Origin of the sequence: Anaerococcoides asporogena (assembly GCF_029590275.1) — a bacterium.
In the GTDB taxonomy this organism is placed as follows: domain Bacteria; phylum Bacillota; class Clostridia; order Clostridiales; family Clostridiaceae; genus JG1575.
Genome location: NZ_CP120965.1, coordinates 104,686 through 120,615 on the forward strand (window position 1 = coordinate 104,686; position 15,930 = coordinate 120,615).

19 protein-coding genes and 1 tRNA gene are annotated in these 15,930 nt (G+C 45.8%); 4 read left to right on the forward strand and 16 right to left on the reverse strand.

Features of this window, described 5'->3' with window-relative positions; genetic code table 11:
- Positions 1 to 224: 224 nt before the first annotated feature.
- The 14 genes from P6M73_RS00580 to P6M73_RS00645 all read right to left on the reverse strand — a co-directional run bounded on the left by P6M73_RS00580 (position 225) and on the right by P6M73_RS00645 (position 10,184).
- Complete coding sequence (locus P6M73_RS00580) at positions 225 to 1,331, reverse strand: Fic family protein (RefSeq protein WP_277854243.1); 1,107 nt, start codon at positions 1,329 to 1,331, stop codon at positions 225 to 227.
- Between the two features lie 794 nt (positions 1,332 to 2,125).
- Entirely contained in the window at positions 2,126 to 3,130 is a 1,005-nt protein-coding gene (locus P6M73_RS00585; RefSeq protein WP_277854244.1) for a sigma-70 family RNA polymerase sigma factor, read from the reverse strand.
- 135 nt (positions 3,131 to 3,265) lie between these two features.
- Positions 3,266 to 3,778 (reverse strand): hypothetical protein, encoded by a 513-nt coding sequence (locus P6M73_RS00590; protein WP_277854245.1) that lies wholly within the window; start codon positions 3,776 to 3,778, stop codon positions 3,266 to 3,268.
- Between the two features lie 123 nt (positions 3,779 to 3,901).
- Positions 3,902 to 4,348 (reverse strand): hypothetical protein, encoded by a 447-nt coding sequence (locus P6M73_RS00595; RefSeq protein WP_277854246.1) that lies wholly within the window; start codon positions 4,346 to 4,348, stop codon positions 3,902 to 3,904.
- Between the two features lies 1 nt (position 4,349).
- Positions 4,350 to 4,928, reverse strand: coding sequence for a hypothetical protein (locus tag P6M73_RS00600; RefSeq protein WP_277854247.1), 579 nt, complete (start codon positions 4,926 to 4,928; stop codon positions 4,350 to 4,352).
- Positions 4,921 to 5,157: a cold-shock protein gene (locus P6M73_RS00605; protein ID WP_277854248.1), complete on the reverse strand. Its 237-nt coding sequence runs from the start codon at positions 5,155 to 5,157 to the stop codon at positions 4,921 to 4,923. The genes P6M73_RS00600 and P6M73_RS00605 overlap by 8 nt, the downstream gene beginning before the upstream one ends.
- A 392-nt stretch (positions 5,158 to 5,549) precedes the next feature.
- Positions 5,550 to 5,981, reverse strand: a complete 432-nt coding sequence (locus P6M73_RS00610) for a hypothetical protein (RefSeq protein WP_277854249.1) — start codon at positions 5,979 to 5,981, stop codon at positions 5,550 to 5,552.
- 17 nt (positions 5,982 to 5,998) lie between these two features.
- Entirely contained in the window at positions 5,999 to 6,319 is a 321-nt protein-coding gene (locus P6M73_RS00615; protein ID WP_277854250.1) for a hypothetical protein, read from the reverse strand.
- Positions 6,320 to 6,325: 6 nt separating this feature from the next.
- Positions 6,326 to 6,547: a hypothetical protein gene (locus P6M73_RS00620; RefSeq protein WP_277854251.1), complete on the reverse strand. Its 222-nt coding sequence runs from the start codon at positions 6,545 to 6,547 to the stop codon at positions 6,326 to 6,328.
- 209 nt (positions 6,548 to 6,756) lie between these two features.
- Complete coding sequence (locus P6M73_RS00625) at positions 6,757 to 8,874, reverse strand: AAA family ATPase (RefSeq protein WP_277854252.1); 2,118 nt, start codon at positions 8,872 to 8,874, stop codon at positions 6,757 to 6,759.
- 208 nt (positions 8,875 to 9,082) lie between these two features.
- Entirely contained in the window at positions 9,083 to 9,367 is a 285-nt protein-coding gene (locus P6M73_RS00630; protein ID WP_277854253.1) for a helix-turn-helix domain-containing protein, read from the reverse strand.
- 2 nt (positions 9,368 to 9,369) lie between these two features.
- Positions 9,370 to 9,654 carry a hypothetical protein gene (locus P6M73_RS00635; RefSeq protein ID WP_277854254.1) on the reverse strand — a complete coding sequence of 95 codons (285 nt, stop codon included), beginning with the start codon at positions 9,652 to 9,654 and terminating at the stop codon, positions 9,370 to 9,372.
- Between the two features lie 89 nt (positions 9,655 to 9,743).
- Entirely contained in the window at positions 9,744 to 9,926 is a 183-nt protein-coding gene (locus P6M73_RS00640) for a hypothetical protein (RefSeq protein WP_277854255.1), read from the reverse strand.
- 60 nt (positions 9,927 to 9,986) lie between these two features.
- Positions 9,987 to 10,184: a helix-turn-helix transcriptional regulator gene (locus tag P6M73_RS00645; protein WP_277854256.1), complete on the reverse strand. Its 198-nt coding sequence runs from the start codon at positions 10,182 to 10,184 to the stop codon at positions 9,987 to 9,989.
- 118 nt (positions 10,185 to 10,302) lie between these two features.
- On the opposite strand from P6M73_RS00645, the gene P6M73_RS00650 reads away from it, so the two are divergent.
- Positions 10,303 to 10,713 carry a helix-turn-helix domain-containing protein gene (locus P6M73_RS00650; protein WP_277854257.1) on the forward strand — a complete coding sequence of 137 codons (411 nt, stop codon included), beginning with the start codon at positions 10,303 to 10,305 and terminating at the stop codon, positions 10,711 to 10,713.
- A gap of 58 nt (positions 10,714 to 10,771) precedes the next feature.
- Entirely contained in the window at positions 10,772 to 11,911 is a 1,140-nt protein-coding gene (locus P6M73_RS00655; protein WP_277854258.1) for a site-specific integrase, read from the forward strand.
- A gap of 94 nt (positions 11,912 to 12,005) precedes the next feature.
- On the opposite strand, the gene P6M73_RS00660 is transcribed toward P6M73_RS00655, so the two are convergent.
- Positions 12,006 to 12,096, reverse strand: a tRNA-Ser gene (locus tag P6M73_RS00660).
- A gap of 314 nt (positions 12,097 to 12,410) precedes the next feature.
- On the opposite strand from P6M73_RS00660, the gene P6M73_RS00665 reads away from it, so the two are divergent.
- Positions 12,411 to 13,253 carry a class A sortase gene (locus P6M73_RS00665; RefSeq protein ID WP_277854259.1) on the forward strand — a complete coding sequence of 281 codons (843 nt, stop codon included), beginning with the start codon at positions 12,411 to 12,413 and terminating at the stop codon, positions 13,251 to 13,253.
- Positions 13,254 to 13,282: 29 nt separating this feature from the next.
- Here the strand turns inward: P6M73_RS00665 and P6M73_RS00670 are convergent, their stop codons facing one another.
- Positions 13,283 to 14,158, reverse strand: coding sequence for an SPL family radical SAM protein (locus tag P6M73_RS00670; protein ID WP_277854260.1), 876 nt, complete (start codon positions 14,156 to 14,158; stop codon positions 13,283 to 13,285).
- Between the two features lie 195 nt (positions 14,159 to 14,353).
- Here P6M73_RS00670 and P6M73_RS00675 point away from each other — a divergent pair, with 195 nt between their 5' ends.
- On the forward strand, positions 14,354 to 15,622 hold the full coding sequence (locus P6M73_RS00675) for an MFS transporter (RefSeq protein WP_277854261.1): 1,269 nt from the start codon (positions 14,354 to 14,356) through the stop codon (positions 15,620 to 15,622).
- Positions 15,623 to 15,930 lie beyond the last annotated feature (308 nt).

Here is a 15,930-nt window from a genome sequence, read left to right on the forward strand (position 1 = left end):
CAATCAAATAGACGTAAGAATAGACGTAAGATTTCAATCCATATTTGGATCTCATGGGCATCAGCATACAGCTGCCGGATCATCTCCGGTGGCTTTTTTAATGCCAGGATCGAGAGTTTCAAGTTACAAATATCATATCATGACATGACGGTAAAAAGAAAAGCCCCTCGATCAGTGACTCTAAGGAAGACGAGGATTTTCTTGGACAAGACTGTTGATTGAATTTATTTAGCAGCGGAGATTGTATCTAATAATTTATAATTATAATATGTCGCATTTCTGACAACATTATTTTTGTAGATACTATCATTTTCTAGTAATGTTTTTGTATATTCTCGGCACGTTGCATATTTGATGCCTGTCAATTCTGATATTTTTCCAATCTTAAAGATAGGGTTCGCATAGATTGCATCCAAGAAAATCGAGCATTGATGATGCTTATGGTATTTATGTAATATATCAAGATCTAAACCATATAATTTTTCAACATCATTAATGATCATTATCGTATTTTGAGATTGCTCAATTATTTTTTCGAGAAAAAAGGAAATCCATTTACCCCAGTTCTTGGGCCACCTAGTTTCGTTAAGGTTTTGATAATATTGGAATTGATTCTTCTCCAAATATCTACTCAAAAAGAAAATAGGACCAATAGTTTCTTTCTTTAAGAATAAAAAGAGTGGAATAAGTACTCTTCCAATGCGCCCGTTTCCGTCCATAAAAGGGTGAATAGTTTCGAATTGCGCATGGATGACAGCTAGCTTTATTAGTATGAAATCATCATTAGTTTCACTATTGATGTATTCTATCAAGTTATCAATAAAAGCTACAGTATGTTCCGGTCCTGGGGGTATAAAATCAGCTTGTTCCCGTTTAGAATTTTCTTTTCCAATAAAATTTTCAGAAGTTTTAAATTCGCCCGGTTTTTTATTTGATCCCCTTACCTCTTCAGACATCAGGATTTTATGCATCTCACGAAGCATAAAGGAAGTTATTTGACCGGTGTCCTTTATCGAGCCTTCTCCATGCCTAATTGCTTTAATATAATTGATTGCTTCTTGTATATTCTTATTATTCTTCTTGCCTGATGCCTCGACTTCAAATACATCCTGCGCTACTACTTGAGTTCCCTCAATTCTAGTGGAAGAGGCCGCTTCTTCGGTTATCAGCGGGGTTAATAACAATTGTAATTTAAATTTACTGTTCTTTAATGTATCATTCAGAAGCGTCATTTGAGTAGTTGCTTTGTGAGATAAGGACATTATAGGTCCAGTAACATAAAAATCAGAGTCTATGGGTAACAAATCGGGGATGAAGTTAGTTGGTTTCATATAATCCTCCTTATTTTGATTATAACGTTTTTGATTAATTATACCATCGGTTTTCGCTCCTTGGAATGATTTTTGCAAAATAAATCAATTAAGAAGTCTGATTATGGGGTATCCTTGTACCTTGCTATGGTGTCATGTGACACGCCAGCGATTTCGGATAGTTTCGTATTTGTTCTTTGTGAACCTCGGTCAGAATTCTGCTCGAGGTCTGTTCTGGCCCCTTGATACTTCCTGGCCTGTTCCGTTATGACACTCTCCAGCTTCATGGCCAGCTTCACTCGGTCAACGTTCTGTAGGTTGCGCCGCCCGAACTGGTGTGAACTTGATCCCGTCAATGGTCTTTCCCCTGTTATGTGGCTTCAGGAGGTCATATAACGTTTTAATAGTTCGAATGGATATATCTCGAATCAATGATAAGAACAGCGCAGGAGGGCACGCAGGTGGTGCGCTGCTTCCTCTGTTCGTTCTCTGTTCGTTTGGTAACACGGATCCAGCGCCTGATTATGGATATCGTCCAGTCATTTGGAGTTCATCCGGAGTTCGCTCGGAGTTCAACCGGGGTTCTGCTTCCACGGTGTTTCTGCAGCCCATCCTGTGGCCACACTGTAGCGCTTATGCTGTCCTGGTGAATTATTCCATTAGTTAACTATGCGCCCGCTGTGGAAGCTCTGCAGGAGCGCTGCAGGCATGAGAAAAAGACACTCCTGATTAAAGAGTGTCCTGGATTGTTTGATTCTATTGCTGACGCCTCACTTTACTGAAGTGGGGGCCCGCCGCCACTTGCTGAATCCGGATCACGCTTCTTTTTGAACTGTATATACTCGGGTTATTTTGTTATCCCTCATTTCAAAGTCATAAACGTTCTTAACTGAAATTCGTGTCGTATGTCCACAGGTGCGGAATTCAAAGCAGCTATCACTGTTCAGCACTGCCATTACAGCTCCATACTTATCATTGACCTGGATCAAATCCCCGATTTTTAGGTATATAAGCAGCATTTCCCCGCCTAACCGTCTTAATTCCCCCATGGAACTAGCACTTTGTTTATAGATCTGACTCATGATGATGTCAGGGTAGTGCCGGACAAGCTCAGGGCGGAACTTATTAAATCCAGTGAGCGCCCGCTGGATCTTCCCCCGGGTAACCTCAACGCTGAAGTGGTTTTTATCGGCCAAAGCCTTGATTGTGGGTTGTTTTCCGCCGTCCCAGGCATAATATTCCTTGAGCAACTTCTGATCCGGCGCGGTGAGTCTCTCATCCATCATGCGCTGAAGATCTTTCCGGAGCTTGGCCATATGCAGATGGGTCTCCACAGTGTTGAATTGGTCACGTTCATCTTTAACCGTATCTGCTAGGGTGAGGTCATCATCCTCTGAGAGTGGAGCATCGAGGGACCGGACCGGAGAGAAAAGATCCAGGAACCGCTGCAGCTCCGGGACCGTCATTTTCATCCTCTTGGCCATGTACTTGACATCAGGTTCGCTATTTTTTGATCTGATATATTCCAGCTGGATCTTTTTATATTTGGCCTGAAGCTCATGCAGGTGGCCGGGCTTTTTAATCAGTCCCTGCTGCTCCCTGTGGGCCCTGTAGAGCCCCCACTTGATGCGGGGCAGGCAATAGGTGCCAACGGTCCCCTGATCACTGTCATAGGTCTGCAGAGCTTCAATGAGGGCCAGCATGCCCTCCTGGTAGGCATCATCATAAGTCCAGGGTGATTTGTTCGAGAACAGCCAGGTATGGGTGTTCAGCACCGCGTGTACAAGTCCAGTGTGCTGCATTGGATCGATTGTAAGCAAGTCCCGGATCATCCCCTTTGTTTTGCTGTCAGGCTTTAGCTTTGTTTCCAAAGTTTAGGCGGTCGCTTCGTCTGTTCTTCCCGGATCTTCCCAGCCGGCCTCTGGATCTCTGGGCGCCGTTCTTTTCGCCCGGGCTCATTCGTCTTTTGAGTCATAGTAGTCCTCCATTGCAACGGCCTTTTCTACAAAGTCGGGGTCATACACATCAGCACCGGCTATGATATGCCTGCCATACCGGTTCTTCACGTTAAACTCATCATCATTTTTTATGATGCTCTCCCGGTACAAGGTGTAATAGGTTCGCATGTCATCCCGGTCCAAGGCCAGATCCATCTGAGCGTCAATGTCTCCATTGGCTGCTGCAGCTTCCAGCTCTTTCTGGGCCTTCTTCCTCCGGATCGTATCCTGCCGCTTTTGTGCTGCAGCTCTTTTCTTATCTTCTTTTTCAATGATCCCTTGGTTAACTTCCCTTTGTTTGGTCCGGTAGTCCTTCGTCCATTGGCGTTTTTTCTCCTTGTATCCGGTCCGCTCTTCCCAATCCTTCCGGGTGCGGCGTTGTCCTTCTTTCATGCATTCAGAAGAGCAGTATTTCTTTGTCAGAGGTGTATTGAAGGACTTACCACATATTGGACAACGTTTATCTGCCATCTTTCGGCTCCTTTATGAGTGATATGGTTTCTTGGTGCTTGGTCAACGCGTGAGAATCTGTACAGTAATTGCGTCTGTAGGGCAAGCAGGGGAGGGAGAGGGGGGTAGGCCCCCGGGTCTCCGTTACTTCAGCAGGGCGCGGTATGCATCGTCCAGCGGATCCACAAAAACGCCATTCTCTTTTTTATGCTTTTCTTCAATAGCCTTGATTGCTTCAGCTTTTTCTTTATCAATGGCCGCTTGTGCTTTCGCTTCGTTTTCAGCCTTGGTTGCTGCTGCTACTTTCTTAAGCAGGTCATTGATTGCGTCAGTTCTCTTTTGTTCCTTGGCTCTCTGTTCATCCTGGTAAAGTCTACTTGCAACTACTTTGTCCAGCTCTTCAAGCCTTGCACCTTCAGAGATAGCATTGAGATCCAGCCGGCCGTGTTCATCCATGTTTTCTTGGAGACGGCTCTTGTTATCAAGTCCCTGCTGGATCGGACTGGGTGGGTTTCTCCGTGCGCGCTGCACTCTTTCAATGCTGGCCTTCATTTCCTCTTCGCTGTTAAAACCAATCTCTTTCCAGTCCATATTATTTACCCTCCTGGTAGAGATGGCTCATTGTGTCAATGGCTCTGTCGATGGCTGCGGGCAGCGCATAGTCTTTATATTGTTTCTCCATGGCTTCGATGTGTACACGGTTCCCATTCGCGGTGATCATCTCGGCTGGGTCCTTAAACAGATCATGCTGGACCTGATGGAGCAATGAGTTGCCAAAGTTGATATTGTCGAGAGTCTCTTGGCGGATGTCCCTCAGGGCTTCCAGGTGTTTGGCTGCGTCGGCCTTTGCATTGGCCGTCATTTGATCGAGTTCCACCATGATGTTGTTTACCATGGTTTCATAGGTTTCTGCACTGATCAGCGGCTTAGCATCCAACTGTGCTTTCTGAGTGGCATACAGTTCCAGGATATCTCCTATTGTCCTTACCTCGGAAGCTGCTTTGGAGTAGTCCTTCGGATTGCCCTTTCCCTGGGCGGTGAGCATGGCGGCGGTTGCCGCTCCTCGATCCAGTGTAGCTTTGTCAATCTTAGTCTGAAGGTCCTCGGCGGCACTGGTGGCGGCGGTGATGATGTCGTTAATCTGATTCTGAATTACTTCAAGATTATTCATTTTCATTCTCCTCGTTATTCTCAATTCTTACTGCAATGGCTTTTGTCCCTTTGGGAGCCGGTACTTTGACAAATGTTACTGTTTGACCTTCTCTCAGGTCCTTAAATTCTGCTTCCATCAATGCATTGGCATGGAAGAAGATGGCGGCAGGGTCCTCCATCTCTTTAGCGATAAAGCCATAGCCTTTTCCCATCTTCAGGTGCCTGATGTATCCTTTTTCTCTCACCATAATAATTAATCTCCTTTAATCTCCGTGGATCCGCGGGGGCGAAATGCCCGCTGCGACATCCTGGTTTATTTGTCCAGCGGCGGGGTCTTGATGTCGTCCACCAACTTCTGGTAGTCCAAAACGGGGTCGGTCAACGTTTCCATGGCGGTCTTAAGCCTGGTATAGTCGACATTGATATCGTTATAGGCAGTGCTGGTTCTTATGTTCTAGATCGAAACATTGTTCATCTTTATTCTCCTCTGAGAGTTGTTGGGTGATGGTGTCGGCAGAAGGGGAAGGGAGACTTCCACAGCTGGGGTTATACATGTGGTATAATGTCTTTGATAAGTGCTTTGAAAGTCGTCCCGGTGATGAATAAAAATCTCCTCGGTCCTGTCCTTTTGGATGGGACCTTATTCTTTTTCCAGTTTGTCCATGGCCTTCCTCATCGAGAGGGTGAGTCTTTCAATCTCTTCGGCGCTGTGCTTCTGTGCCTCGGTCATTTGTGGCTTTGATACGCCTGCTGCCTCTGTCAGAGCATCGTTTGAAGCTGTATAAGCAATGCGAATGTCAGCTGCGAGCTTCTCATGAATCAACTGCAGATAGGTCAGTGATCCATATAGTGCCCTGGCTTGGTTCTGAGTCAGCTCAATCAGGTTCAATTGATTAGCACGTGCGATAGTGAGCGGCTCCATCAATTCCTCCATGATGGACAATCCATCTTCCATGAAATTGATATTGCTCTCGAGCTTCCAAATGGCATCCGTTAACTTGACCGCTGGATTCTGATCAAACCATTTTTCAAGTTCATCTTTGGCTGGTAGTGTGTTGTTCGTGTATTCCATAATATTCCTCCTGGTTTTTAAAATTTTTCAAAAGGCACTGCCTTCATGAATTCATCCGGTGTAATCTTGAGCTCTTTTCTGAACTTTGTGTAAGAGTCAAAGTAAGCTGCTGCTTTTGCCTCGTACGCTTCCTTCTGATCGCGTTCTCTGATCAGTTCGTCCTGGCTATCATAAACAAGGATCAGATCCTGAAGAGTCGGCACTTCATAGATCTGGCCGTCTACAGCTTCCACCTGGTAATGACCGGGAGTGAAGCCATTCCCAAGAATGTGACATTCGATGTACGGCATTCTAGTGACTTCCACTAGCTTTTCTAATGGTTTGATAAATACTTTCATATTGTTTTACTCCTTTCCGTTGATACGGCCTGCCAGTTCTGCTGCGGGTTCTTTAGTGAAAAAACCCTTTATCTCTCTTCCTGACCGGTAAAGTACCAAGGTAAATCCGGATCTTCTAGGTTTGATCTCGATAATAGCGCTGCTATTTATATACCTGGGTCCCTTTTCTACAAACGTGCTGTTGTTCCAGTCATAGTCATAACTGTGGATCTCAATAATTTTTTTCATTTTTCTCCTTTCTCTCCATAGGTCAGCATTGACATACTTGCATAAGTTGCGCATACATATAAAACATGCAAAAGTTGAGAAACTTAACTTTCTAAAATTCCGATTAGAGTATTTCTATGTTTCTCAACTTTCTGTGTTTGACAATGCCGATCAACAACTGCATGTTTCTCAACTTTGACAATGTTTCGCAACTGTCTCAACTTTGGCATTTAATCAAATGGTTCAGATTCAGGCTGATATGCCAGTTCCTGATTTTCTTTGAAGATTACCGTTCGATGGGTTTTAATCCAGTACCATTTTTTAATTCCTGGTGCTTTCTTGCAATCAATTTCCCATTTGTCTTTTAATTCAAGCCGCGCCCTAATTAGTGTCCCTTTAGAAATACCCTCAGATTCAGCAGCAGCCTCTAATTCATTGCTCCATAATGGAGCTTCTTCAAGTTGTTCTCGTACCCATTTAATAGCGTTATCCAGTTCCGTACCTTCTTTTGCGCTTGCCTGCAGTAGTACGTCCTCTTCAGTAGCCTTCAGGTCAGGTCCGGTCCACGTCATACCAATGTTCGTAATAGTGAATCCTTGGGCTGGCTGCAGCTTACCAAGGCTATTTTTTATCGGGATAACCAGACGTCCTCCTGGCACATTTCGGTTTTCTCCAACTAGGAGTTGAGCCCTCATAATCGCGGAAATATCGATGGATCCAAGCCCTCTATACTGCGCCTTTCCGCCAGATTGCTTGTTCATATGCATCACAAAGACACAAGCAAACGAATACTCGGCAGCTAGATCTTTGAGCCTTGCTAGGACCGGCCGGATCTCATTGGCTCTGTGCATATCAACCCCGGCCCCTAAAAATTGTTGAATTGGGTCAAAAACAACTAGGAGCGGTTTTATCTTTTTTATGGCTGCTTCAATTCGCCGGATCTGACTGAAGTCAAGTGGATCTTTGTCAATTTTCAGAGTGAAAACTTTCTCTGGATTTGCACCTGCAAGATCCAATCGTGGTCGAATCGTGTGTTCTGGAGAATCTTCACCATTGATGAAAAGTACATTCCTGGGATCGGTTGTTCCGGGGACGCCGAATACATCGGGTGGAAGTACTCCGTTAGTGATTCCAGCAGTAATTCCGGTGCTTACGAATGTTTTCCCGCCTCCTGGATCGCCCTGGATGGTAGTAAGCATACCAAGTGGAATATATCCATCCCAGAGCCATTCAACGGCCTTTGGTTCAATATCTCGATAGCAGACAAGATCATCTTCAGCAAACTCGAAGTCCTCAGCTGCTGTTGATACATCGTGCATAAACTTTTTTCGGAATGAATAGTCAGTTATGATGCTAGAGTTTGCCAGTTCTTTCTCATACTTTTCGATATTATTTTGTTGCCAGTCGGCCCGATCTCCAGCCAAAAGAGCAGCGCATTGGCGCCCTACCTCGGGAGAGATCTCTTTCACTTGGGCAGCCTTGGCGATCACCATTAAAGCGGCAATAAAGTTTTGATAATCCTGGAGGTTATCCCATTCATGCTTTACCCAGTCCTTTACCGCCCGAATCGCGTCTCTGTCTGGAATGCTGGACTGAGTTTTTGTGGAACTATCTGAAATGGTCCCATCCCAGTCCAATGGTTGCGCAGCCTTCCCCTCACGTTTCGCTGATGGCCATTCTGATTTGTCCGTGGGATCCTCATAGCAATCTAGTACTTCGTCAGGATCCATGATGACACCTGGAACATGCACAGGCTGATAGTGCCCGTCTTTGGCAGCGCTTGGCCAATACATGAACTGCGAGATCACAAAAGATGCGGGATCCACTTCATTAATGCCCAGCTCCGATGCAATCATTCTGGCCACAGGCTCATATTCAGCAGGGGCGAGCGTCCTGGAAAGTGGAATGATAAGCCGGACACGCGGCGCGTCTTTATGATGGGAATGAGTGGTATAAATAAACGCTTCGTTATTGTATTTTTCTTTATAGGTTTCTAGAAGCTCTCCCAGGGACATGGACATTCCGTTTCCGTCGCTGCCGTCAAAGTCCAGCGTGACAAGATCACGCCCGGTCACTTCGTTTTTAAGACGTCTTTCCCCAGATAATGCACCCCCTAAAAAGCCGCCCACGTCTTTCATCTTCCCTTGTGTGGCTTTATCGGACTTTATATATTCATCGAATGTCTCTTTGGTTCGTTTCGGGATCTTGAACGCACTAACCAGCTGTGCCCAGGATAACGGTACAGTCGTCCAGCTCTTTGATTGGGCATTGCTTCCGATTGCTATTTTTATGGCCAGATCTGCAGCGCCTTCATAGTGCTCCAAATTGGTCAAAATCTGTTTATTCAATTATTATTTCCTCCGTCTGCATTTTTGAGCACTAACGCCTTTTACCTCCAATTGGTTGCTCCCCAGCTCCCTTTTCGTGTATAATTAAATCAATATAAATCGCCATGCCCCTTATCAGGTCCGGTGATTTCGTCCATGAAAAAGATCCTTATAAGCTCGTCGAGATGCCATTGCCCAATGAAACTCGATGCTTGTGGAGGGTCTTTTTTTATTGGCTTTCTTCCCGGCTATGGAGCCACTTTTTCAGGCTGTCCTTCGAGATCAGTTTCATTCCAGAGATCTTTATCTGTGGTAGATCCTCTTCGTCAATCCATCTCCGGAGCGTCCCGTATGAGATCCCGAGGTAAGCGGCCGTTTCTTTGTAATTCATGAAATCTTTTGAATTCATCTCATTCTCAGCAGCATGCTGAATTACTTCCCTTGCGATCCCCTCGAACATCTGCCGGATCTGGTTTTCTGTTTCCTGTGGAACAGGGATTGAGATCATTGACATACTTAATCCTCCTTCAAAATCTTCAGCAGTGATGCAACTGCTTGCCGTTTGCCGATAGAGTAGAAATCCTTATATGACATAACAGTTAGGCGCTGCAGATCATCCTCGATGGCTGTCAGCATGCTGATGATCTCAGCCGGATCCGTTCCGTTCTTGAGCCAGTCGATGACTGAGCCATACAGATCTGCCTTGCCTCGCCATGCGTCCCTGATTTCCGGCCGGTGGTTCTTGGATGCCACTTCTTCGAGCTTCTTTTTTTCTTTCTTTAGATATTTAATAAGTTCCATTTACACTCCTTCCAGCAAGATGCAGATGAAGAATGTCAGGTACATGCTGCCGATCAATCCAGCGGCCAGCAGTAATTCCATCCAAAATTCTATTGTTTTATAGAAGGGCTGTTTTTCCATTCTTGCTGTTCCTTTCTTCTGATATTTTCTACGGCCAGCATTGGGACCGGATCGGATATTCCGAATACCGTCTTACCGTTCAGACGTTCTTCGTTGAATTTCTTTTTTCTATTTTCTCGCTGTCTCTCTCTTTGTTTCTGTCTATTTGGCATGATTGAAAAACCTCCTCAGGCACAACTAATTTCTTAGTACTCACAGAAAAGTATTGGTTCCTATTCTGATTTGATGATCTGTTCTAGCGGAACATCCAGCGCCTTGGCAATTTTATAAGCGCTCATCGCGTAACATGACCCTTTTCCGAGCATTACATTAAGCGCCGGCCTGCTTAATCCAGCTTTTTCTGCTAATTCAGCTTGGTTCATTCCTTTGTCGCTGTGTAGCATCCGGATTTTTAAACTGTCGATTTTCATAGCTAGCCTCCTTGTATTAGTTTCTAGTATCTTCACTCACTATTATAACTAGTTACTAGTAGTTGTCAATACTATTTTCTCGTACTATAATAAAAAAAGTGAAGGAGGTGTAACGGCATTGAATTTCTCTTCTAACCTAAAAAACCTTCGGAAAGATGCAAACTTGACTCAAAAACAACTCGCAGATAAGCTAGGAGTTTCACTTGGTACCATTCGAAACTGGGAACAAGGCATTAATGTACCAAAATACCCTGCAATGAAGATCTTGAGTGAAATTTTCAACGTATCGCTACCGGAATTAACTGGATTAGATAATTTTGAAGTAATTGAAAATACTCCTGAAAGTCTATATGACAAGGAAACACTTTTTGAAAGTACGAGCGAATTGTCGCTATCAGAATTAAAAAATAATGGACTAAAAACTCTTCTGAATAATAATTACAACCAGTTAAATTCAGATGGGAAGCAGGAACTGGTTCATTATTCAGCCTACCTTGTATCTTCTAAGCGATATAAACACAAAGATTAAAGATCCAACCACCCTCCCAAAATGCCATTGCCCATGAGATTTTAGGAGGAAAACAAAATTGAGAATTACAACATACGAACAGGAAGGGAAGACACTCTTCCAGATGCAAGGTTATATCGGGACAGATCCGGCCACTGGAAAGCGAATCCGGGTCACACGGCGCGGCTTTAAGTCTGAAGAAGACTGTCAGAAGGAATATTACCGTCTGAAGCTGCAGTTCGAAGCCGGGGAGTTCAACAACAAAGTAGTCAAGTATACGTTCCAGGAAGTCTATGACCTGTGGATCCAGCAGTACCAGAACACGGTCAAAGAATCCACGCTGCAGAATACAATGACGCTATTCCGCTGCCATATCCTTCCAAAGTTTGGGAAAATGTATATCAACCGGATCAAGATCACACACTGCCAGGAAGCAGTAAACCACTGGTTCAAGGTTCTGAAGAATTTCCGGATCGTCAACAGCTATGCCGGCCTGGTATTTCGTCACGCTATGAAGCTGGGGATCATCAGCAGCAATCCAACCGAACTTGTTACAATGCCGGTTACGCTGGATCAGGTAGAGGATGAGGATGATATTGAAAACTTCTTCAGTAAAGCCGAACTGCTGACATTCCTTGAGGGGATTGACTCGCAAAAATGGAAAACCTTCTTCCGGGTCCTGGCATATTCCGGCTTCCGGAAAGGGGAAGCGCTGGCCTTGACCTGGAATGATATCAACTTCAAGAAGTTGACTATCTCAGTCAGCAAGACCTTAACTATTGGCCTGGATAATAAGTTGATCGTTCAAACTCCAAAAACCAAAAAAAGCAAAAGAACCGTTTCCATCGATCCCGGCACCATGGAGATGCTGAAGATCTGGAAGCGGATCCAGGCAGAAGAGATGATCGGACTTGGTTTCAATGTCAATAAGCCGGATCAACTGGTGTTCACCAATCTGAAGAACAAGTTCATTAATCCTCAGAAGGTCGGCCAGATGATGATCAAATATTGCCAGCGCTCCGGGGTGAAATACATCACTCCGCACGGACTCCGGCATACACATTGCAGCATTCTGTTTGAAGCGGGAGCCACCCTGAAGGACGTCCAGGACCGTCTGGGACATTCTGATATCAAAACCACAATGAACATTTACGCCCATGTCACTGAACAGAAAAAAGAAGAGACTGCACTCAAATTTGCAGCGTTTTTAGGCTCATAGACGTAAGCATAGACGTAAAAGCAAAAAATAAAAAACAGCTGAATCCCAAAAGTCATTGATATGACAGGGTTTCAGCTCTTCTTTGGTACTGTATTGGCGGAGATTGAGGGATTTGAACCCTCGCGCCGGTTACCCGACCTACGCCCTTAGCAGGGGCGCCTCTTCGGCCTCTTGAGTAAATCTCCGAATTAAAAAAGTATGAAATTGATACGAACTTTATTATAACAACCAGACCCGCCCAAGTCAATAAAAAGAGAAGCAGCCGGCTGGATTTCAGGCAGTATTTCATGTCATCCAGGGAAAGAGGCCTGTTATTCGGTATTCCATTTGCTGTTATTGGCAATTTGTCTGGATTTTTTTGGATCATCTGATGGGTGATAGGTTAAGTTTGAACGGTTCTGATGATTATGACTGGGATTTGTTTCAAAACCTTAACTGTTTTGAAACGATGGTTTCAGGCGTTCATGGTACAATTAGGCCACTAATATGAGAAGAGGCGATGATGATGTGGAAAAAAATAGCAGCCGTTGTTTTGATCCTGGTCGGCATTGTTCTGATATTCTCTGATCGGATCAATGATCAATATATTAATTATCAGGCGAAGAACACCATAAAGGAAGCAATGGAGATTACGCCGGTTCAGATCAAGGAGAATACTGAGCAAACCCTTCCGGGTCCTCTGGAGGAGGAGCGCTTTGATTTTGATCAGGTGGAAGCAATTAACATCAATGAATCCTGGCAGTCCCTTCTGGATCAGGTACTGGCACAGGAACCGGAGAAGCCTGTCCCTGGCACGGGAACCGCAGTGACGAACCCCGGGACAACCGGAGGAAACAAGGGGCCGACCTCTACCATGACCGAAGAACAGGCCAAGGCGGAACTCAAGAAATACTCTCAGAAATATATCATCGGCATCATTAAAATCCCGGCAATCCGATTGGAACTGGGGATCTTGAAAGGGGTGCTCAACCGGAATCTCTACATGGGAGCCGGTACGATGCGATCGGATCAGGTCATGGGCCAGAGAAATTATCCCCTGGCAGCTCACCACACTCAGTCCTATGGCGTTCTCTTCAACCGGGTTCCGGAGCTGAAAGCCGGGCAGATGCTGTATATTACTGATAAGGAAACTATTTATACCTATCGGGTATACACCCGCAAGAAAGTCCATGAGACGGAAATCGAAGTGATTTATGACTCCGTGGCCAAAGATCGCGGGAAACCCATATTGACTCTTTCCACCTGCTTTAACCTGAAAGAGCCAGAATCACGTATTATAGTTCAGGGAGAGCTCGTTGGCAGTCAGCCTTACAGTGAAGAAACATTCGCGGCTCTGAAATAAGACCATGAACCTTACAGGGAAAGACCGGTTCACTCAGTGAAAAAACTGAGTTGAACCGGTCGGTTTTTTTCTTCAAATTCAGACAGATAGGCAAACACCTGATCCGGACGGCACAGCATATTGTTTTCCCGGCAGAAGGATTTTAATTGCGCCATCAATTGGGGGTGATTCGGACTAAGCAGAGAGTAGGCGTTCCCATAAGTTTGGATATAGCGCTCCTTCAGTCCGGGGAAATGACGATCCAGGGCGGCGTAAAAATATTCGCGGTCCCCGCTGCGCAGCGTCACCCCCATATCAAAGCAGATAATGCCTTTGACACCGGCATCATTGCAATAAGTTAGAATTCCTTCCAGATTTTCTTTCGTATCATTAATAAAAGGCAGGATGGGAGAGAGCCAGACCACCGTCGGGATCCCGGCTTCCCGGAAGCGCTGCAGCACTTCAAACCGGCGCCGGGTACTCGCCACATGAGGTTCCAGAATGGCGCACAGTGACTCATCATAGGTCGTCAGAGTCATCTGCAGGACAAACCGGGTGGAGCGGTGGATGGCTTCAATGACGTCCAGATCCCGCAGAACCAGATCCGATTTCGTCAGGACCGTAGCTCCAAAGCCCAGATCCCTGATCAGCTCCAGACTTTTTCGGGTATACTGCAATGTCCTCTCCAGCGGCAGATACGGATCCGACATAGCCCCCGTGGAGATCATGCATTTCGTTCGCTTGCGCCGAAGTTCTGACTCGAGAACTTCCAGGCAGTTGCGCTTGACCTCAATGTCCTCAAAGACATGATTCATCTGATAGCACGTGCTGCGGGAATCACAATAAATGCAGCCGTGACTGCAGCCCCGGTACAGGTTCATTCCGTTTCGGGCAGACAATATGCCCTTGACCTCTACTTCGTGCATCGGAAACCCTCCTTGTAGAATCGACCTGGATCTGAGATTTGCTTCCATTATAACAAACGTGCGTTCGAATGAACAGCGAGGCCGAAGAATGTTATTTTTTCTTGTTCAGCCGGGAATCAGCCTGCCTCAGATTGTTTTTACGATATAATGAATCAAAGGTCTTATTTCAAATATTTTGTGAATGGAGAAACTGCCATGACAAGAGAAGAACGAAGCTGGATCCTGCAGGATTTTGGAAACTCCGCATATTCCATCGCGATTACAACGGCTTTGCTGCCCGTCTTCTACAAGACGTACGCTGCCAAGGGATTAAATCCCACCGATGCCACAGCCTTTTGGGGTTATGCCAACTCCTTCGCAACGGCTCTCATCGTCATCCTGGCACCTATTCTGGGAAACCTGGCGGACTATAAAGGATACAAGAAGAAATTCTTCAATTTCTTTGTGATCCTCGCCATCCTTTCCACCGCTGCCCTGTCCTTCATCGGCGAGAACCAGTGGCGGCTGGCCTTATTCATTTATATTATTACGGTGCTCGGTTCCACCGGCGCCTCCATCTTCTATGATGCTTTCCTGACGGATGTGACCACGGATGAGAAAATGGATATGATCTCCAGTCAGGGCTTTGGCTTTGGATACCTGGGAGGAACCGTCGGCTTCGGACTGTCCATGGGACTGATCCTGTTGGCGCCTTCCATCGGCATGCCGGCTTCCCTGGCCACTAAAATCGCCTTCGTTATTACCGCTGTCTGGTGGCTGGTATTCACGATTCCCTTCTTTAAAAACATCGAACAGAAATACTGGCTGGAAGGCAAGCCGCCCAAAGCTGCCAAAGTTTTCCAAAAACTGGCCGGAACCTTCCGGGAGATCTTTCAGGACCGAAATCTGCTGTTGTTCTTTCTTGCCTATTTCTTCTACATCGACGGTGTCCATACCATCATCTCCATGGCGACACCCATTGCCATTGACCTGAAACTGGGCCTCACCGAGACAGAACTGCTCATGATCCTGCTGGTCATCCAGCTGGTGGCCTTCCCCTTCGCCATCCTTTACGGCTGGTTGTCCAAGCGGTTAGGATCCCGAATCATGATCATGGTCGGTATTCTGACTTATGTAGGTATTGCCATCTTCGGTCTGTTCCTTGATACGCGCCTTGACTTCATGATCCTGGCCTTCCTCGTTGCCACAGCCCAGGGTGGAATTCAGGCCCTCAGCCGTTCCTTCTTCGGAAAACTCATTCCCAAAACCAAAAGTGCGGAGTACTTCGGCGTATTCAACATCTTTGGCAAGATCTCATCCATATTCGGCCCCCTGCTGATGGGGGTTGTCACCCAGGTCACCGGCAATATCCAGTATGGCATTCTCTCCCTGGGAATCCTGTTTGTCCTGGGTCTGGCCTTCTTCCTGAAAGTCCGGTCCGTCCCTTCAAACCTGAGCGGCGGCCCGGCACCAGATACCGTCTGAAACTGAGACGAAGCGTTGAACAATAAATATAACTGTGCAAAACAACGGATTTCAATTCCGTTGTTTTTGCGTTTCAGACTCAACGGATCGTCCAGATCCCATCAATAGTCGACATACTCCAGGCTCAGTCAAAATGCTGTCGTTTCGAGTTCTGTGATCAAATGCAGAAAGATGGGTGAGGAATCAAACATGAAAAAACCGGTTGAGGGATCAAACCTATTTAGCAGACTGAGGGGAAAAAACATCATTTGAGTTGAGGGATAAACACATAGCCCAGGCTCTGATGAGATACCCCATCGGTCAGACTT

What these genes read in the sequence shown, in the direction of transcription:
- P6M73_RS00620 (WP_277854251.1), bottom strand. Translation starts at nt 6,547, where the DNA reads ATGAAAAAAATTATTGAGATCCACAGTTATGACTATGACTGGAACAAC.
- P6M73_RS00615 (WP_277854250.1), bottom strand. Translation starts at nt 6,319, where the DNA reads ATGAAAGTATTTATCAAACCATTAGAAAAGCTAGTGGAAGTCACTAGA.
- P6M73_RS00645 (WP_277854256.1), bottom strand. Translation starts at nt 10,184, where the DNA reads ATGAAAATCGACAGTTTAAAAATCCGGATGCTACACAGCGACAAAGGA.
- P6M73_RS00610 (WP_277854249.1), bottom strand. Translation starts at nt 5,981, where the DNA reads ATGGAATACACGAACAACACACTACCAGCCAAAGATGAACTTGAAAAA.
- P6M73_RS00670 (WP_277854260.1), bottom strand. Translation starts at nt 14,158, where the DNA reads ATGCACGAAGTAGAGGTCAAGGGCATATTGTCTGCCCGAAACGGAATG.
- P6M73_RS00580 (WP_277854243.1), bottom strand. Translation starts at nt 1,331, where the DNA reads ATGAAACCAACTAACTTCATCCCCGATTTGTTACCCATAGACTCTGAT.
- P6M73_RS00605 (WP_277854248.1), bottom strand. Translation starts at nt 5,157, where the DNA reads ATGGTGAGAGAAAAAGGATACATCAGGCACCTGAAGATGGGAAAAGGC.
- P6M73_RS00665 (WP_277854259.1), top strand. Translation starts at nt 12,411, where the DNA reads ATGATGATGTGGAAAAAAATAGCAGCCGTTGTTTTGATCCTGGTCGGC.
- P6M73_RS00590 (WP_277854245.1), bottom strand. Translation starts at nt 3,778, where the DNA reads ATGGCAGATAAACGTTGTCCAATATGTGGTAAGTCCTTCAATACACCT.
- P6M73_RS00635 (WP_277854254.1), bottom strand. Translation starts at nt 9,654, where the DNA reads ATGGAACTTATTAAATATCTAAAGAAAGAAAAAAAGAAGCTCGAAGAA.
- P6M73_RS00675 (WP_277854261.1), top strand. Translation starts at nt 14,354, where the DNA reads ATGACAAGAGAAGAACGAAGCTGGATCCTGCAGGATTTTGGAAACTCC.
- P6M73_RS00630 (WP_277854253.1), bottom strand. Translation starts at nt 9,367, where the DNA reads ATGTCAATGATCTCAATCCCTGTTCCACAGGAAACAGAAAACCAGATC.
- P6M73_RS00600 (WP_277854247.1), bottom strand. Translation starts at nt 4,928, where the DNA reads ATGAATAATCTTGAAGTAATTCAGAATCAGATTAACGACATCATCACC.
- P6M73_RS00640 (WP_277854255.1), bottom strand. Translation starts at nt 9,926, where the DNA reads ATGCCAAATAGACAGAAACAAAGAGAGAGACAGCGAGAAAATAGAAAA.
- P6M73_RS00595 (WP_277854246.1), bottom strand. Translation starts at nt 4,348, where the DNA reads ATGGACTGGAAAGAGATTGGTTTTAACAGCGAAGAGGAAATGAAGGCC.